The 17,078-nt window shown below is 58.9% G+C and carries 14 protein-coding genes and 1 pseudogene; 2 read left to right on the plus strand and 13 right to left on the minus strand.

What is annotated here, in order from left to right; all coding sequences use genetic code 11:
• Positions 1–194 (plus strand): annotated as a pseudogene (locus Q0216_RS07395) (PTS galactitol transporter subunit IIC); the annotation flags it as partial.
• 15 nt (positions 195–209) lie between these two features.
• Entirely contained in the window at positions 210–494 is a 285-nt protein-coding gene (locus Q0216_RS07400; RefSeq protein WP_023391217.1) for a PTS sugar transporter subunit IIB, read from the plus strand.
• A 71-nt stretch (positions 495–565) separates the two neighbouring features.
• On the opposite strand, the gene Q0216_RS07405 is transcribed toward Q0216_RS07400, so the two are convergent.
• From Q0216_RS07405 to Q0216_RS07465, 13 genes are all read right to left on the minus strand, one after another.
• Positions 566–1,348, minus strand: coding sequence for a BsuBI/PstI family type II restriction endonuclease (locus Q0216_RS07405; protein WP_298594177.1), 783 nt, complete (start codon positions 1,346–1,348; stop codon positions 566–568).
• The gene (locus tag Q0216_RS07410; RefSeq protein ID WP_298594179.1) at positions 1,345–2,787 is read right to left on the minus strand and encodes an Eco57I restriction-modification methylase domain-containing protein; all 1,443 of its coding nucleotides are present in this window, start codon (positions 2,785–2,787) and stop codon (positions 1,345–1,347) included. Before Q0216_RS07410 ends, Q0216_RS07405 begins: the two co-directional genes overlap by 4 nt.
• A 193-nt stretch (positions 2,788–2,980) precedes the next feature.
• Entirely contained in the window at positions 2,981–4,831 is a 1,851-nt protein-coding gene (gene lepA / locus Q0216_RS07415) for a translation elongation factor 4 (RefSeq protein ID WP_298594181.1), read from the minus strand.
• A gap of 87 nt (positions 4,832–4,918) precedes the next feature.
• A complete protein-coding gene (locus Q0216_RS07420; RefSeq protein WP_298594183.1) occupies positions 4,919–5,941 on the minus strand; it encodes a PAC2 family protein in 1,023 nt (340 codons plus the stop codon).
• A 335-nt stretch (positions 5,942–6,276) separates the two neighbouring features.
• Positions 6,277–6,540: a 30S ribosomal protein S20 gene (rpsT, locus tag Q0216_RS07425; RefSeq protein WP_298594184.1), complete on the minus strand. Its 264-nt coding sequence runs from the start codon at positions 6,538–6,540 to the stop codon at positions 6,277–6,279.
• 270 nt (positions 6,541–6,810) lie between these two features.
• On the minus strand, positions 6,811–7,482 hold the full coding sequence (locus Q0216_RS07430) for a type II toxin-antitoxin system PemK/MazF family toxin (RefSeq protein WP_298594186.1): 672 nt from the start codon (positions 7,480–7,482) through the stop codon (positions 6,811–6,813).
• Between the two features lie 15 nt (positions 7,483–7,497).
• Positions 7,498–8,532 (minus strand): DNA polymerase III subunit delta, encoded by a 1,035-nt coding sequence (gene holA / locus Q0216_RS07435; RefSeq protein ID WP_298594187.1) that lies wholly within the window; start codon positions 8,530–8,532, stop codon positions 7,498–7,500.
• A gap of 155 nt (positions 8,533–8,687) precedes the next feature.
• A complete protein-coding gene (locus Q0216_RS07440; RefSeq protein WP_298594190.1) occupies positions 8,688–10,730 on the minus strand; it encodes a ComEC/Rec2 family competence protein in 2,043 nt (680 codons plus the stop codon).
• A complete protein-coding gene (locus Q0216_RS07445) occupies positions 10,730–11,902 on the minus strand; it encodes a ComEA family DNA-binding protein (RefSeq protein ID WP_298594192.1) in 1,173 nt (390 codons plus the stop codon). Before Q0216_RS07445 ends, Q0216_RS07440 begins: the two co-directional genes overlap by 1 nt.
• A gap of 221 nt (positions 11,903–12,123) precedes the next feature.
• Entirely contained in the window at positions 12,124–13,089 is a 966-nt protein-coding gene (gene whiA, locus Q0216_RS07450) for a DNA-binding protein WhiA (protein ID WP_298458649.1), read from the minus strand.
• Positions 13,090–13,196: 107 nt separating this feature from the next.
• Positions 13,197–14,249: a uridine diphosphate-N-acetylglucosamine-binding protein YvcK gene (gene yvcK / locus Q0216_RS07455; protein ID WP_070600003.1), complete on the minus strand. Its 1,053-nt coding sequence runs from the start codon at positions 14,247–14,249 to the stop codon at positions 13,197–13,199.
• 108 nt (positions 14,250–14,357) lie between these two features.
• The gene (gene rapZ / locus Q0216_RS07460; protein ID WP_298594195.1) at positions 14,358–15,272 is read right to left on the minus strand and encodes an RNase adapter RapZ; all 915 of its coding nucleotides are present in this window, start codon (positions 15,270–15,272) and stop codon (positions 14,358–14,360) included.
• Positions 15,273–15,601: 329 nt separating this feature from the next.
• Positions 15,602–17,056 carry a phosphopantothenate--cysteine ligase family flavoprotein gene (locus Q0216_RS07465; protein ID WP_298594197.1) on the minus strand — a complete coding sequence of 485 codons (1,455 nt, stop codon included), beginning with the start codon at positions 17,054–17,056 and terminating at the stop codon, positions 15,602–15,604.
• Positions 17,057–17,078: the final 22 nt, after the last annotated feature.

Genomic DNA, 17,078 nt, shown 5'->3' on the forward strand with positions numbered 1-17,078 from the left:
TTACCAAAGCTGCTCAATCAGCTAACTTCGACTTAGGTGGCAACACCAGTGTAACGGCTATGGCAGAAGGTGGACTCTGGCCAACCTGGCTCTTCATTTTCGCGGGCAATCATATGCCTTGGGTCATCTTAACTTTAGTACTTCTGGTTTCGCTAGCAGGTCTCTACTATGTCAATAAGGTACGCAAATCCTAGGAAGGAGTAAAAGTAATGAAGAAACTCTTAATTATGTGTGGCTCAGGTATTGCCACTTCTACGGTTGTTGCAGGTAAGGTCAAAGATTGGTTGAAAGCAAATGGTTATAGCGATTCTGTCCAAGTATTCCAATCCAAGGTGGCCGAAGAGGTTAACCGAATTGATGACTATGATGTGGTGATTTCGACGACAGTGGTGCCAGATTCTATCAAGGACAAGGTGATTATGGGCTTGCCACTCTTAACCGGCATGGGATTGGATGCCCTTTGGTCAGACCTCAAGTCTCAGTTGGAGGCTTAATCAGAAAAATCCTTATGGACCTTAAGGAGGGAACTTTATGACGGTTGATTTCAAAGGCAAGTTCTTTATCTTTAATCCCAAATCCTATCTCTACGGAGAGCACTTACTGGGACGTGACTTGTTACTGCCTCCATCAAAAAGAGCCAATTTTTATCCTCCTGGTATACAACCAAGTCGGGAATCTTTCCATGCATATCAAGATTAATTCCAAGCGAGGCAAAATATTCTTCTTTATAATACGCCGTCTTGTTATCAGCATCGCCAATATATAGAACCCTCCCTCCTGGTATAAATCGAGGACAAAATTCCTCAACCATAGATTTAATTAATTTGTTTTGACCACCAGGGTTAATGTATACAATTTCATTCGAGGGCATACGAACCGGAATCTTAGCCATTCTACGCTCTTCACGTTGCAATTCCACTAGGCTCGGAGCGTATGCTAGATATTCTTCAAGGGCAATAGCAAATTCACTAGAATTATCATCGTTTCCCGAGTACATACGAATCACATTTAGCGCATTGGGGCTAACCCTATAAACATTCTTGGGTGAGTTAGTCGCGCGGTCCGGATCATCATCATTGTGTTCGCAAAAAGCTGCCGCTACAAATTGATGAAGAACCTCTCTGCGTACAGTCTCTCTGGAGTTTTCTGCAATTGGGTAATCAAAATTATTTCTCATCCATTCCATTAGACCGTGCACTCCAGACCGATTATTTGTTGCCCGGCTCCAGGAATCTCCTTCACGGAGGTTCAACAGCGACAGAAGAGTCCTTGCGGCCATATCGTTGGTTCGCTTTTCGTCAAATTCAAAGAGTTTTAAAAGGTTTTTAGCTTCTTCAATCATGGTCATACAGCTTTCTCCTCCATAATCTGTAGAGATTCGATATTATCTGAAAGAATCTCAGAAATGTCCTGAGTCGGTTGTTTTGAATGGGCAAGTTTTCGCAAAGAACTTATTGACGGAAACGGAAGTTGACGCAAATCTCCAGCATTTACCTGGGTATGCCCACTGAAAATGCGAAAATAATCGTCTACTTGGGCTGAATTTAGCCATCGCTCAATTCCTATAGCGACGTCCTTTTCAAGACCCGAGCCATTATTGTGAATATAATTTACCTTATTATCTATTGCGAACAAGTTATTTGAATGGTACAAGGCTGCGCTTATGCGACGCTTCTCTTCTTTTGCAGAGAAACGCTTTACAAGGACATACCAGCCTGACGGAATGACATTTTTTGCAGTATTTGGATGGAACCCATCAACCCACTGTTCTTTCTTGCAAGATTCAAGCGGGTGGATTACTTGTCCATTAAATATATGGGAAGCATGAATGAGAGGTAGAGAACCAACAAGTTGATTCTCAAGAAGAATCTCACGAGAGCGGAAACCCACCACTTTACCCGTCGAAACATTCAGATTCAAAGAGGATAATGTTTCCTTGGCGTGGGACATTCGCTCAATAATCTCCCCGTCATAATCTGTATTGGGGACAAAGATAAAATCACCAGTTACAACTTGAGTGTACGGAACCGAACGCGTAGAGACTGTTCCCTTATGGTCATGCGATACACTTAGCTGCACATGAGATTTTGCTACTCCCTTATACATACCAGTGATAACTGTTTCTTGGAGTACTCCAGACTCTCCAAAAACAGAAGAACGGGACTCAAAACTATGGATAGAATCGATACTAGATTTTTTGAGTAAATCTTGGCGAAAAGCAGTGTAGTAGGTTCCATTCATCCATGAACGCGGAGTAATGGACACCTGATAGCCACCATCCTTCAAAAGGCGCTCACCTAGGGACATGAAGGCAGCATACATATTGGGCACATTGCACCCATGCGAGCGTAGAATTTGGGCTACTTCTGACTTACTTGCAATCTTAAAATACGGTGGATTCTGAATAACATAGTCAAACAGGCTCTGACCTTGCAAAGCCCATTCAATAAAATCTTGATTAACGTATTCAAGATGTACCCCGGGGCGAGAACAATCTTTCAGAGTATTCTTCAACGCAGGGATGAGCTCAGAATCTTTTTCTACAGCAATAATCTCAAGATTAGTTTCTGGAGATTCTCGTGTAAATCGGTCCACAACTGCTGCTGTCAATATGCCAGATCCTGCGCCAGGGTCTAGGATACGAACATTATTGGAAGTTGGAAGAGGCAACATCTGCGCCATCATCTGCGCGACTGCGAGCGGGGTAAAAAACTGACCTTGGTCGCTTTGACTCTTCTCATCGAGAGCGCTCATAGCCTGCTGTCGTCGTATCTCAGCGCGTTCCACAAATTCCATACTTCAAGGGTAACTGCACCCCTGATGCGTGCCAAGTTAGTTCGTCATCTCAGGAATGTCCTACGCAAATTGCTGTATTTTCTAAGTTAGACAGCAGAGAACCCGGCGGTACACGAGGCACCAGCCGGGTTCTCCACTCAAACAGGTCAGCACACAGCCGGAAAAGCTACAGCAGCGAAAGAGGCTACTTCTTCTTTTCCTTCTCCTCGCTCGAAGACAGTGCCGCAATGAAGGCTTCCTGAGGAACCTCCACACGACCGACCATCTTCATGCGCTTCTTGCCTTCCTTCTGCTTCTCCAGCAGCTTACGCTTACGCGAAATATCGCCGCCGTAACACTTCGACAGAACGTCCTTACGCATCGCACGGATATTCTCGCGGGCAATAATACGCGAACCGATAGCCGCCTGAATCGGCACCTCAAACTGCTGGCGAGGAATCAGCTCACGCAGCTTAGACGTCATCATCAGGCCGTACGAGTACGCCTTATCGCGGTGAGTAATGGCGCTGAACGCATCCACCTTCTCACCCTGCAGCAGGATGTCGACCTTCACCAGGTCGGCCTCTTCCTCACCGTCGAACTTCCAGTCCAGCGACGCATAACCGCGGGTACGGGACTTCAACTGATCGAAGAAGTCGAACACGATCTCTGCCAGGGGCAGGCGGTAACGCATCTCCACACGATCCTCAGACAGGTAATCCATACCGCCGATCTGGCCGCGGCGAGCCTGGCACAGCTCCATAATCGCGCCAATGTACTCGCTCGGGGCAATAATCGTACACGCCACCATGGGCTCGCGAATCATCGCGACCTTACCCTCGGGGAATTCGCTCGGGTTGGTCACGCGCTTAGCGTTACCCGCCTCATCCACCACGTCGTAAATAACGTTCGGTGCGGTCGAAATCAGGTCCAGGTTGAACTCGCGTTCCAGGCGCTCACGCACAATCTCCAGGTGCAGCAGACCCAGGAAGCCACAGCGGAAACCAAAGCCCAGAGCCGCAGAAGTCTCCGGCTCGTAAATCAGCGCGGCGTCGTTGAGCTTCAGCTTATCCAGTGCGTCACGCAGCGCCGGGTAGTCCGAACCATCAATCGGGAACAGGCCCGAGAACACCATCGGCTTGGGGTCCTCGTAACCGCCCAGAGACTCCTGCGCAGGCTTAGCGGCGGAAGTAACGGTATCACCCACACGGGACTGACGGACGTCCTTCACACCGGTAATGAGGTAACCCACCTCGCCCACGCCCAGGCCCTTCGACGGCACAGGCTCCGGCGAAATCACACCGATTTCGAGCAGGTCATGCTCAGCGCCGGTGGACATCATCTTAATCTTCTGACGCGGCTGCAGGCTACCGTCCACAACACGCACATAGGTGACCACGCCGCGGTACGAGTCGTACACCGAGTCAAAAATCATGGCACGCGCCGGGGCGGATGCGTCACCCTGCGGGGCGGGAATCGCCTCCACAATACGGTCCAGCAGCGCCTCCACGCCCTCACCGGTCTTACCCGATACGCGCAGAACCTCGTCCGGCTCGCAACCAATCAGGTTCGCCAGCTCCTCAGCGTACTTATCGGGCTGCGCCGCGGGAAGGTCAATCTTGTTCAGCACCGGGATGATGGTCAGGTCGTTCTCCATCGCCAGGTACAGGTTCGCCAGGGTCTGAGCCTCAATACCCTGGGCGGCATCCACGAGCAGAAGCGCACCCTCACACGCAGCCAGGGAGCGGGACACCTCATAGGTGAAGTCCACGTGGCCGGGGGTGTCAATCATGTTCAGCGCGTAGGAGGTGCCGTCAACATCCCAGGGCATGCGCACAGCCTGAGACTTAATGGTGATGCCGCGTTCACGTTCAATGTCCATGCGATCCAGGTACTGCGCCTTCATATCGCGCGGGGCAACCACGCCGGTGGCCTGCAGCATACGGTCTGCGAGGGTGGACTTACCGTGGTCAATGTGGGCGATAATGCAGAAGTTGCGAATAATCGCGGGGTCGGTCGCCGCCGGAACGGGCGGGTTCTTCGACATGGGTGCCAATCACATCATCCTTTCGAGATGCTGGCTGCGGGTATGGGCATAGTTACCTATCATTTTCCCATACCCGCGCCATATGTGCGAACGGACCTAGCGTTCCGAAGAATCCTCCGCGGATTCCGCACCATCATCGCCAGGATTTACCCCCTCGGAGGCGCCGCTGAGGGAATCCAGGTACCCCTCAATATCCTCGGCAATCACCTCACCGGAGACAGTGCGCAGAGTCGAATCCATCTTCTGCTCAATCTCACGCACCAGCTCAACCTTCTCGTAGTCCTTCGCCATTTCTTCGGCGAGCTCCGCCTCCCACTCATCAGCGTGGGCGCGCAGGCGGTCGTACTCCTCCGACTCGACCTTAATACCGAGGATGACCTCCAGCGCCTCGATCAGGCTCACGACCGCACGCGGGTTCTGCTGGTCAAAGCTCAGATACCCCGGGATGCTCATACGCAGCATGACCGAAGAAGACAGGCCGTGCTCGGCGGCGAGCGCAGACATCGCCATCGTCACCGAGGTGGGACCGGTGTAGTCCTCGTGCAGAATACCGGGGATTGCCGCCAGCTTCTCGTCGTGAGTGGTCAGCGTGTACGGGTACGGGCGGGTGTGCGCCACCTGATCCTCAAAGGTCTCAACGAAGATCGCGTGGTCCACGTGGAGCTTCTTCACGTACTTGAAGAAGCGGGTCATGAACCGCTGCAGGCACAGGCTCGGGGCGGGGCCGGTCACCACGAGCAGGCGCAGGCGGCGCTCCGGGATGGTGACCATGTTGTAGAAAATCTTGGGCCACACCAGAACCGTGGATTCGGAGTCGTCATTGTTCAGCAGCTGCGGGGCGACGGAAGCGTAGTCGTAGAAGTCGTCCATGTCGAAGCCGGGGCTCTCATCGCACGGGTCGAACGCGCGGTGAATCACGTCGAGGGCGTCCTCACCGTTGCCCGGGGGTTCCTTCGCGGAGTTGAAACCGACCAGCATGACGGTCGTGTAGTTGTCCTCCTCGGAGGATTCGCTCAGGCGCAGCTTGCCGAGCAGGCCCTTCTTCGCGGGCTGTTCTGTGGAGGCGGGCTTGGCGAAAGCGTCAAAGAGTCGGGCGGGAGGGAAGTTCGGCTGGCTCATCGTTGTCCTTAGCTCGTGGTCGGTGGTTGTATGGTTGGTAGTTGTGTGGTGTGTATCGGCGGCGCACTCGCGTTTTCCCCGGCGATGCGTGCAACGCCGTTTAGGGCGCTCACGATAGGCGCGGGTTGTGCGGTACCGCCGATAGTTCCCACTATACGGGCTCCCGCGCAACCCGCAAGCGGTTTCGTCACCGGGCGGGTGCCTCCAAAGAATCCGTGCCAAGAATGGGCGAAGAATCCGGGCATAAAGAAACCCCCTGCATTCCCCTTAGAGGAGGGGGAACACAGGGGGTCTCTGCCCTTAAACCAGAGAGATACTCACGTACCCCGCAAGTTTTAGAAAGCCTTGTTTACCAGCGTAGCAAGACCGGACTTCTTGTTTGCAGCGGTCTTCTTGTGCAGAACACCCTTGGAAACAGCCTTGTCCAGCTTACGGTTCACAAAACGCAGAGCCTCAACAGCAGCTTCCTTGTTCTGTGCCTCAACAGCAACCTTGACCTTGCGGGTCGCGGTCTTCAGCTCGGACTTTACAGCGTTGTTACGCAGGCGAGCCTTCTCGTTGGTGAGGATACGCTTCTTCTGAGACTTAATGTTAGCCACAATTAAACTTTCTGTTTTGTCTTATTGGTCGGTGAGGGCGACGCTGGCCGATCATCGACTGAGCGGCGTGGGGATGCCTATGGCAACCGGCCAGCAGTGCCCGATGACCATCGGACACTCAACCACACATAATACCAGATGAACAGCCTCCACGACAGACCCTCGCGGAGAGAAAAATACTGTGAAAACCGCTACACGCAGCCTCCACATCTAACGCCGGTCCCCCTTGCAGGTTCCCGGTATAAAGTATCCCGGCATCAAGCACAGGAGTTAGCCGTTACGGCGAGTCCACGCACGCTCAATCAGGCGGAACGTATCCTCCGGCATCATCGCACCTTCACGGCGCATCGCACCCGGGCGAACACGAATCACACGGTTCAGCTTCACCTCAGAGGCGCGGCCCTGCGGATCCCACGGGCCCGAACCAATATCAAGGTAATTCGGATCAGCGTGCTCACGGTTATTGTGGTCCTTGCTGGTCATCATCAGCGCCAGCAGGTACTCACCGTCACGACCCACCAGAAGCACCGGGCGGTCCTTACCCTGCGAGTGGTCCTCCTCGAAAGGAACCCACGTCCACACGATTTCACCCGGGTCAGCGTCGCCGTCCAGGGAGGGCGAGTACTCAAAGTTGATCATGTCGCGGTAATCGCCCGGGTAATCCGAACCGCCGGATGCGCCGGTCGAAGCCGGTGCGGAAGGCTTATGCGCCGAGGACTTTGCCGAGGTGTTTGCCGAGGAAGACTTCGGGGCGCTCGGCTTAGGCGCCGAAGAGCCGGAGGTACGAGCCTCACCCTGACGAGATTCACCCTTGTGAGATTCACCCTTCTGGGAGGACTCGGAGCCGCCCTTAGACGCAGTAGCGTCGTTGAGGGCATCCTCTGCCGCCTTCTGCAGGAAGGGCAGCAGGGCAAAGAAAATTTTCTTCAGAATTTCGAGCATGGGCTCTATTATGCACTACAGGCGCGGAGGTAGAGCAATCGCCAAAACAGCCTGCTCCACCGCATACACCGCATCCTGCGACTCACCCTTCAGCTGGGCGTCCGCATCAGCCAGAAGCTGCACAATATGCGCCAACTGCGCGCCGGTAAAACGGCGGCCGTCACGCTGAGCCTGCTCAACCTGCCACGGTGCCATGCCCACCTCACGCGCCAGCTCGTTAGCGCTCATACGCACGTGGTGCACGCGCGCAATATTGCGGATACGCATGGCGAGCGCGCCAAGCATCGGAATCGGCTCCGTGCCGGTGGCAAGGGAGTGGCGGAGCAGACGCAGAGCCTCCGGGGCGTTACCGGAAATCGCGGCGTCACTGACGCGGAACGCGGTGACCTCGGTGCGGCCGCCGTAGTAGCGGTTCACCGCCTCCTCGGTGATTTCGCCGGGTACGTCTGAGAGCAGCTGCTGGCATGCGGCGGCAAGCTCCGCAGTGTCGGAGGCGGCGGCCGTCAGCAACGCCAGGGCGCCGCCGGTAATCGGGCGCTGGGCGGCGGCAAACTCCCCCGCCAAGAACTCGCTCTTCTCGCGGTCGGTCTTGAGCGCCTTGCAGTTGATGAGCACGAACTGGGAGCGCACCAGGTCGATGAGCTTCTTGCCGCGGTTACCGCCCGAGTGGTGCAGAATCAGCATGATGTCCGGCTCGGGGGCGTTCAGGTAGGCGAGCGTATCGGTCAAAAACTCGTCACTCATGGAGGCGAGGTTCTCCACCTCAATGATCTTTGCCGAGCCGAACAGGGAGGGCGAAGCGTGCAGGGTCAGCTCCCCCGCCGTGTAGGTGGCGGCGTTAATCTGTACGCGGTCCACCTCCGGGTGGATGCTGCGGAAGAGCTCGCGCAGGCGTGCCGCGGCGCGGGAGGCGAAGTACTCCTCCGGGCCGTAGAGCATGACGGCGGGTGCCGGGGTGACGGTACGCCACGCGGTGTCGAGGGCGGGGCCGCCTCGGCGGGCGTAGCCTCGGGAACCACCACGCTGGGTTGAACGCTTACGCTCGGACACGCTTATCACTCGCCTTTATCTGCAGGGTACGGGCTGAACTCGGCCCCGCTGCGCACGGGGGTGCTGCGCGGGTAGAGTCTCGAGTATCCATCATAGCGTTTTCTTCTCGGGTGCCTCCTAGCGTTGGGCAGGGTGAATTGGTCAGGGTTAGTTGGTTAAGAACGGGCGGGCTGATGAGTGCGCTGATAGGCGGGCGCGGTGTGCGGTACCACCCGCAAATACTGCCGGTGCGTGACCGCACGGTAGCGGCGCGCATCCACCCACCAGAGGGCAATACTCAACACCAGCACGCAGAGGGCGCTACACACCACCGCCGGCACGCTCGAACCGGGCTCCCACGGGTTACCCGGCGCGTGCGCGGCAGTGTGCGCCGCCCACTCGATACCCTGCGCGGCAAGACCACCAGCTCGAAGGCACAGATCCGCCAGAGCGGGCAGACCCAGGAGCATGAATCCGAGCGCCACCAGCCCGGCGAGCATACTCAGCGGCGCCAAAGGAGCGGCAATCAGATTTGCCGGAACAGAGTAGAGCGGCACCTTACCGCTCATCGCCAAAATCAGCGGAGTACACCACAGGGACGCCACGATCGGCGCGGCGAGCATTTCCGCGCAGAACACCGGCATGACGCGCATGAGCAGGCGAATCAGCGGCGGGCCCAGCAGAATCAACGCGGAGGTTGCCGTCACCGACAGGGCGAACCCCATATCCACGGCGAGGTGCGGGGCGGCAAGCAGACATATCAGCACCGTGGTTTGAAGAGCCGCCAAGGACTGACGACCCGAACCGCGCAGCATCGCGTAGGCACCGAGCAGACCCATGGCGAGGGAACGAATCACCGAGCCCTCAGAGTCCAGCAGCATGGCGTAGGCGAGCACCGCCGCAACCCCGCACAGCACCATGACGCGGTGCGGAATGGCGAGGGTGCTAATCCGGTGCACGAGCGGCGGCAGGGCGTGGGCGTTTGGCGGGGCGGATTGTTGAGGCTGGGCAGGGCGGTGAGCATGAGCCGTGCCTCTCCCCCACAGCCGTTCTTTCAACGAGCGGAGCAGCAGGTATGCCCTGGCGAAACGGTACGGGCGAATCGCCAACACCAGCCGGTACGCCGCCAAAAACACAATGGCAATATTCGCCCCGGACACCGCCGTAATATGGCTGAGCCCGCTGAGCTTATACTCCTCCCGCGCGGTGGAACTCATCAGCGAATCGTCCCCGTAGGCGGTGCCCAAAACCAGCGCCGCCGACTCCGTGTCGAGGGTGTCCAGGGCGCGGGTGCGCAACTGTTCCTTGAGCGTGGACAGGTACGGCTCCTCCGCAGGCCGGTTGACGGTGTTCGACCCGGCACCGTAGGCGGGGGCAGACATCGGGAAAATAGTTGCGCCGCTCAGCTTCGCCGTGGAACCGTTAAACTCCACGGTGCCGAGGGCGGTCACCTTCATGCCCGGATAGATCGCCTGCGAGCGCCCGGTACCGCTCCCCTGCTGCTTAGCCGCCGAGCTTGCCTCTGAACGCTGCGCGGCGCTCTTTGCCGAACCGTCACGCCGGTACACACGCACCCGCTCATTCACCAGCGCACGCACGCTCCGGCCCTGAATTTCCTCCAGCTTAATAACCACCAGGGTCGTGCGCGGATCCACGCGGCGAACCTGCTCCACCGTGCCATTCAGACGAAGCGAGGCACCCTGCGCCTGCTGTAGCGTGGCGCGGGATGCATCCACACCCGTAGCGCACAGAAGCACCGCCTGAACCGTCACAATACACGCCAGAAAAACCAGCTGACCTGTCGTGCGAAACAGCAGGCTGTAGGGCATCACCGCACGCGGCGGAAAGAAGAGCAGAATCGCCAGACACCCCAGCAGGGCAATGAGCACGCACGCCAGCGGATGCACCACCCGCCACGTGCCCACGGTCAGCGCCGCCGCGGTAAAAGCCCACAGTGCCAGCACCGTGAAACTCAGGCGAAAGTCCAGGTGAATGAGGCTTCCTTGGGCGCGCAGCTCCTGCTCATCGCGGCGGGTACGCCACCGTTCAGCGCCGATGCTCCAGCGGTAGCGGGCGCGGCGATACGCCGTAGCCGCGGACCGGGTGAGGCGCCGGGTGAGGCGCCGGGTGAGGCGCGAGGACCCGGGAAAGAGTTCCCGCTCCCCTGCCTGCTGGCGGTTCTGCTGGCGGTTTTGCCGGTGGTTCTGCTGGTGGTGCATTAGACCGTCACCAGCGGGCGCAGATTCTCCAGCATCGACGGACCAATACCGGGCACCGCATCCAGCTCATCCACGCTACGGAAACCGCCGTGCGCCTCACGCCAGGCAATAATGCGCTGAGCCATCGCCGGACCAATACGCGGCAGGGTCTGCAGCTCCTCAGCGGTGGCGGTGTTAATGTTCACCGGGGTTGAACCCTTCTGCGCGCTCCCCGAAGCGGTCAGCGTGCGTGCAGGCTGAGGCTGAGTACCGCCGTTCTGCGCTGCACCATTCGCCGCGTTACTCTGACCGGCATTTGCCGTGCCACCATTGGGCTGAATCTGCGCCGGAGCGGCCGTCTCACCACGATGCGGCACATAAATCTGCACACCGTCACTCAACGCACCGGCAAGGTTCACGCGATCCAGGTCAGCATCCGCGGCGGCACCGGAGGCGGCGGCAATCGCATCCACAGCACGGCCCTGCGCGGGCAGTGTGTACACGCCGGGGTTGTTCACGGCACCCGCCACGTGCACCCGCACGGTAGCCTCACCGGAGGCGCCACCCTGCGCGGATTCACTCGGGTTAGCGCCCGGCTGAGCAGTAGACTGAGCACCGGGGCTCTGCTGGGCACCCACCGCCTGCACCGACTCGGCGGTAGCACTCGGGGAGGCAATCTGCTCGGCACGCGGCGCCGCCGAAAACTGGGTCACGCCCCACACCACGGCAACCAACGCCAACACCGCCACCAGAAGCAGCACGCGCGGCGACAAGCCCCAACGGGTACTGCGGGTGGTGCCGGGCTGATCGGCCTGCTCCCACTCCGCCCAGTCATCCACCTCGTTCCAGTCGGGCTGCTGATCCCAGTCAGCCCAGCTGCTCGACTCCGGGGCAGATGCCGCAGACTGATTGGTAGATACAGACTGGTTGGTAGATACATGCTGGCCGGTTGGTACAGACTGGGCGGCAGGCGCGGGCTCGGCGGCTACCTGCGCCGGCGTTACCTCAGGTGAGATAGCCAGCGGCACAGTGTCCTCGGCATCCGGCGCAACGTTCTTGCGGGCGCGCGGGCTGCGGTAGAGGCTGTTCATCAGGGAGCGGGCGCTACGTTGCGCGCCGCCCTGGTTCTGTACGTCGCTCAGGCTCTGCAGGTTGCTCTGGTTCTGGTCGGGGTTGGGGGTCATGCTCGTCATACCCCTACCCTAGGCTCACGCGCGCGAACGCACGAGCGCACACAAAGATCCTGTGGATAACTCCCCTCACACAACGCGAAAGGAGCCATCCACAGGCTCATTTTTGAAAAATATGCGGTTTTTGTTCAAAAACAGCGGGTTGCGGTTTGTCACAAAACCGTCACAAACACCTTGGCCACACGAGCTTCCCGCACCGTTTAAGACCAGAATCTAGCCTTCGCTTAGTCCTCGCGCGGCAGCTCAGTACCCGGAACACCCAGCTCCGACGCACGCTTATCAGCCATCACCAGCAGGCGACGAATACGGCCCGCAATCGCGTCCTTCGTCATCGGCGGATCAGCCAGACGACCCAGCTCATCCAACGACGCATGCTTATGCAGCACACGCAGCTCACCGGCATAGCGCAGATGATCCGGCGCCTCATGACCCAGAATCTGCAGGGCACGCTCCACGCGGGCGCTCGCCGCAACAGCCGCCTGAGCGCTACGGCGCAGGTTCGCATCATCAAAATTCGCCAGACGGTTCGCGGTCGCACGAACCTCCTTGCGGGTGCGCGCCTCACGCCACGTGGTCAGGGTGCCGGTCGCGCCCATACGCTCCAGCAGCTGCGAAATGGTCTCGCCGTCACGCACCACCACACGGTCGGTGCCGCGCACCTCGCGCGCCTTCGCAATAATGTCCAGGCGACGAGCCGCACCCACCAGCGCGAGCGCCGCCTCCGGGCCGGGGCAGGTAATCTCCAGGGAGGAGGAACGGCCCGGCTCAGTCAGCGAACCGTGCGCCAAGAACGCACCGCGCATGACCGCCTCGGCATCCTGCAGGGAGCCGTTCACCACAGCCGGCGGCAGGCCACGCACCGGGCGGCCACGCAAATCCAGCAGACCGGTCTGGCGAGCCAGCGCCTCACCGCCCTGGTCCACACGCACAATGTAGCGGCCGCCTCGACGCAGGCCACCACCGCTGACGCTGGTCAGCTCAGAGTCGTGACCGTAAATCTCCGCAATGGTGCGGCGCATGCGGTGGGCGGTTGCCTCGTGGTCGACCTCAGACTCCACCACGATTCGCCCCGAGACAATGTGCAGGCCTCCGGTAAAACGCAGAATCGTAGAGATTTCTGCCTTACGAGCAGAGACTTTCGTTGCCTCGTAGTTGGCGAGTTCGTCCTTGACGAGCGTGGTTAATGCCATGAAAAGGTCCTTCTAGGCGTAGTTTTTAAGTCTAAAAATCAGGAAAAGGGCGCACATAACAGCCAGCTCAAGCAGCACACCTGAGCAGCAAATTCAAGCCAGTAAACCTAAGAGCTCAGCTCAAACGCTTCGTTATACGCAGCCGCAAGCTTCAGCGGGTCGTGCACATTCGGCTGGGAGCTCGAACGCAGATGCGCCCACACAACCTTCGCACCCATCGCAGAAGCCTCACGCTCCAGCTCGGAACGGTGATCAGCCTGCATGTCAGCGTCAGCAATCACCGCGTCAAGGTGAAGCTTCGGGGCGTACTGGCGCAACAAATCCAGGTGCGTTGCCGGGGTGAAGCCGACCGTCTCCTTATCGTCGGAGAGGTTCATGACCACGCAGCGGCGCGCCTCCGTGCGGATAATCGCCTCACGCTGAGCGTCCAACAGCAGATGCGGCAGAACCGACGTGCGCCACGAACCCGGACCCAAAACAATCCAGTCGGATTCTTCAATAGCGGAGAGCGCCTCCGGGCAGGGACGCGCGTTTGCGGGAGACAGACCAATATCGTGAACACGTTCCTCCTTCGAAAGGTTCACCTGGCCAACCACCTTCACGCGCTCAATACCGCCACCGTTATGCTCACGCAGCACGGTGCCGTAAATGACCATCGGATCCAGCGCCATCGGCAACACGCGGCCGCGCGCATTCAGCAGGGCACCCGCCCAGTCCAGACCGGCAACCGGGTCATCCAGCAGCTGCCAGAGAGTCGCAATCAGCAGGTTACCGAGAGCATGGTAATCCAGCGGGAATTCGCCCTCATAACCCTCGGGCGCGCTAAAACGATGCTGCATCACATCACGCCACGTGCGACCCCAACCGGTGTCATCACACAGCGCAGAAAGCGCCATACGCAAATCCCCCGGAGGGAGAATACCCATCTCCTCACGCAAACGACCCGACGAGCCGCCATCGTCAGCAACCGTCACAACAGCCGTCAAATCAGGCGTGACGTGGCGAAGCGCAGACAGGGAACCGTACAGCCCGTGACCGCCGCCCATCGCCGTGACCTTCGGCGAACGGTGCGTGGTCTTCAACAGGCGCAGAGCCTGAGTCGGCAGAGCCGGCAGGCGCGGAATACCCTGAGTGTCATAACTGGTCGAATGAGTGGACATAGTAATACCTCACATACCCGGAAGGAACGGTATGCCAGCCCCACAGGTGCAGGGCCGGACGGCGGCTAATGAATCACGACGCGGTGGTTGGGACGCGCCGGGAAAAACTTACTCGCGGCCCTTGTCGCGGTGCTGAACATTCACGTTCAGCTCACCGAAAGCAGAGAGACGACGAGCCAGTTCCTCCGTCACAGCCACGGAACGGTGCTTACCACCGGTGCAGCCAATTGCGATGGTGGCGTAGTACTTGCCCTCACGGCGGTAGCCCTCAAGCACGGGGCGAAGAGCCGCAAGGTAGTTGCTGATGAACTCCTCGGTGCCCGCGTGCTCCAGCACGTAGTCGCGCACCGGGGCGTCCTGACCGGTCAGGGGGCGCAGCTCCGGAACCCAGTGCGGGTTCGGGATGAAACGCATATCAGCCATGTAGTTAGCGTCCGAAGGCGCACCGTACTTGAAGCCGAAGCTCATCACGGTCAGGTTCAGCTTCTTATCCGCACCCTCAGCAAACATTTCACGCACGGTACGAGCCAGCTCGTGAACGTTCATGCCGGTGGTGTCAATGGTGCGGTCAGAAGCGAGGCGCAGACCTTCAAAGAGAGTGCGTTCAGCGCGGATGCCGTCGAGGACGCGACCCTCACCCTGCAGCGGGTGCGGGCGGCGCTGAGCCTCGTAGCGGGCAATAATGGTCTCGTCCTTGGCGTCAAGGAAGAGCATGGAGAAGTCAATATCGGACTTGCGCAGAGTCTCAATCGCAGCGGGAAGATCGGAGAACAGGGCGCGGGCGCGAACGTCAATACCGAGCGCCACCTTCGGAACTTGCGCGCCGTCACGGGTCACCAATTCAGCCAGGGAACCGAGCATCTGCGGCGGGATGTTATCGATAACGTACCAGCCCTCATCCTCCAGTACATTTGCGACAGTGCTGCGGCCTGCACCGGAAATACCGGTGATCACCAGAATCTGAGGGCGCTCCTCACTCTGGACGGGCTCTACCGTGGCGGGCTTGCTCTGATTCTCGGGCATGGTGCTTCTTCCCCTTCGACGCGAAATACTCTCTATGCCATGATACAAGACCTTTATCTGACGGTTCAGGGGTATGGTCAGAAATTTCACCAGTATGACAGAAATATGAGCCGCTCCCCCCAACGGAACCCCCGCAGAAAGAAACCCGCATCACAAGTGCTTGCACATAATGCTCTCCAAAGGATTAGCAATGGAGGCGCTGACAGCCTCCCAGCGGATACAGCAAAGCCCGCACGATACCTCCCACAGGAGATACCGCACGGGCTCCACGCTACGAACGTTTCGAACTATGAACGCTCCGACACTATACGCGGATGCTCCAGGTCGACTTAAGCAGAAAGCTCAGGGGCAGAAAGCTCAGGCAGGAAAGCCGCCACATGCTCCAACAGACGCACCGACAGCTCCTTCTTCGAACCGGAGAACACCGGCGCCTCATCATTCAGAGTCGACAGCAGCGTAATCGTGTTATCGTCCGTGCCGAAACCACGATTCACACCCACCGTATTGACCGCCAAGAAATCCGTGCCCTTACGCTGCAGCTTCTCACGACCCAGCTCCAGCGGAGTCTTCTCCGCCGAACCGGTCTCCGCCGCAAAACCAACAATGAGCTTCGGACCGAGGGTGCTCTCCCCCGCCTCACGAGCCTGCTGGCGGCGCACAACGACCTCACGCAGAATATCCGGGTTACGCACCAGCTGAATCACCGGCGCATCCTCAGAATCGGCGCTCTTCTTAATCTTGAACTCGGCAAACTCGGCGGGCCTAAAATCAGCCACCGCCGCAGACATAATCAGCACATCCGCCGCCGCGCTCGCCTCAAGAGTCGCCTCACGCAGCTCCAGGGCGCTCACCACGCGGGTCACCTGCACACCCTCCGGCGCGGGAACCTCAAGGTTCGCACCAATCAGGTGCACGGTCGCACCCAGGTCGCGTGCCGCCTCCGCGAGCGCCACACCCTGCTTGCCGGTCGAACGGTTGCCGAGGAAGCGGACCGGGTCCAGCGCCTCACGGGTGCCGCCAGCGGTAATGACCACGAGGCGACCGGCAAGAGGACCACGCTGCGATTCGGATGCGCCAGTCGCCTGACTGGATTCAACCTGGCTGTGCTCAACCTGACCGGGCTCACCCTGACCCAGCAGCGCCGAAGTCAGCGTCGCTGCACGCGCCGCCGCCAGACGCTCCTGCTCCGTACCCGTGTACAGGGGCTCAGTCGGCGCGTAACCGGGCGTGTACACCGGGTGCACCTGACCCTTCGGGAAACGCGCAATCACATCCAGCGCCACCGCGAAAATATCCTCCGGCTCAGGCATGCGACCGGGACCAGAATCCGGGCCCGTCAAACGCCCAATCGCAGGCTCAATCACGTGATAACCCCACGAACGCAGAGTCTGCACATTCGCCTGAGTCGCCGGATGCTCCCACATCTGGGTATGCATCGCCGGCGCCAAAATCACTGGGGCGTGCGTCGTCAACACCGTGGAGGACAGCAGATCATCCGCACAACCAGCCGCCAAACGAGCCAGCAAATCAGCGGTCGCCGGGGCAATCACCACGGCGTCAGCCCGCTCAGCCTGACGCACGTGGTTTACCTCCGGCACACGGTCAAACACGTCCGTTGAGACGGGGTTGCCGCTCAGCGCCTCCAGCGTGGGAACACCCACGAACTTCGTCGCGTTCGGGGTGGGCATGGCGATTACCTCGTCGCCATTCTTCGCAAAAAGACGAAGGAGCATCGCCGCCTTATACGCAGCAATGCCCCCTCCAATACCAACGATAATGCGCATGGTACGTCAAAGAATAGATCGG

It is taken from the genome of uncultured Rothia sp. (assembly GCF_937976295.1).
In the GTDB taxonomy this organism is placed as follows: Bacteria; Actinomycetota; Actinomycetes; order Actinomycetales; family Micrococcaceae; genus Rothia.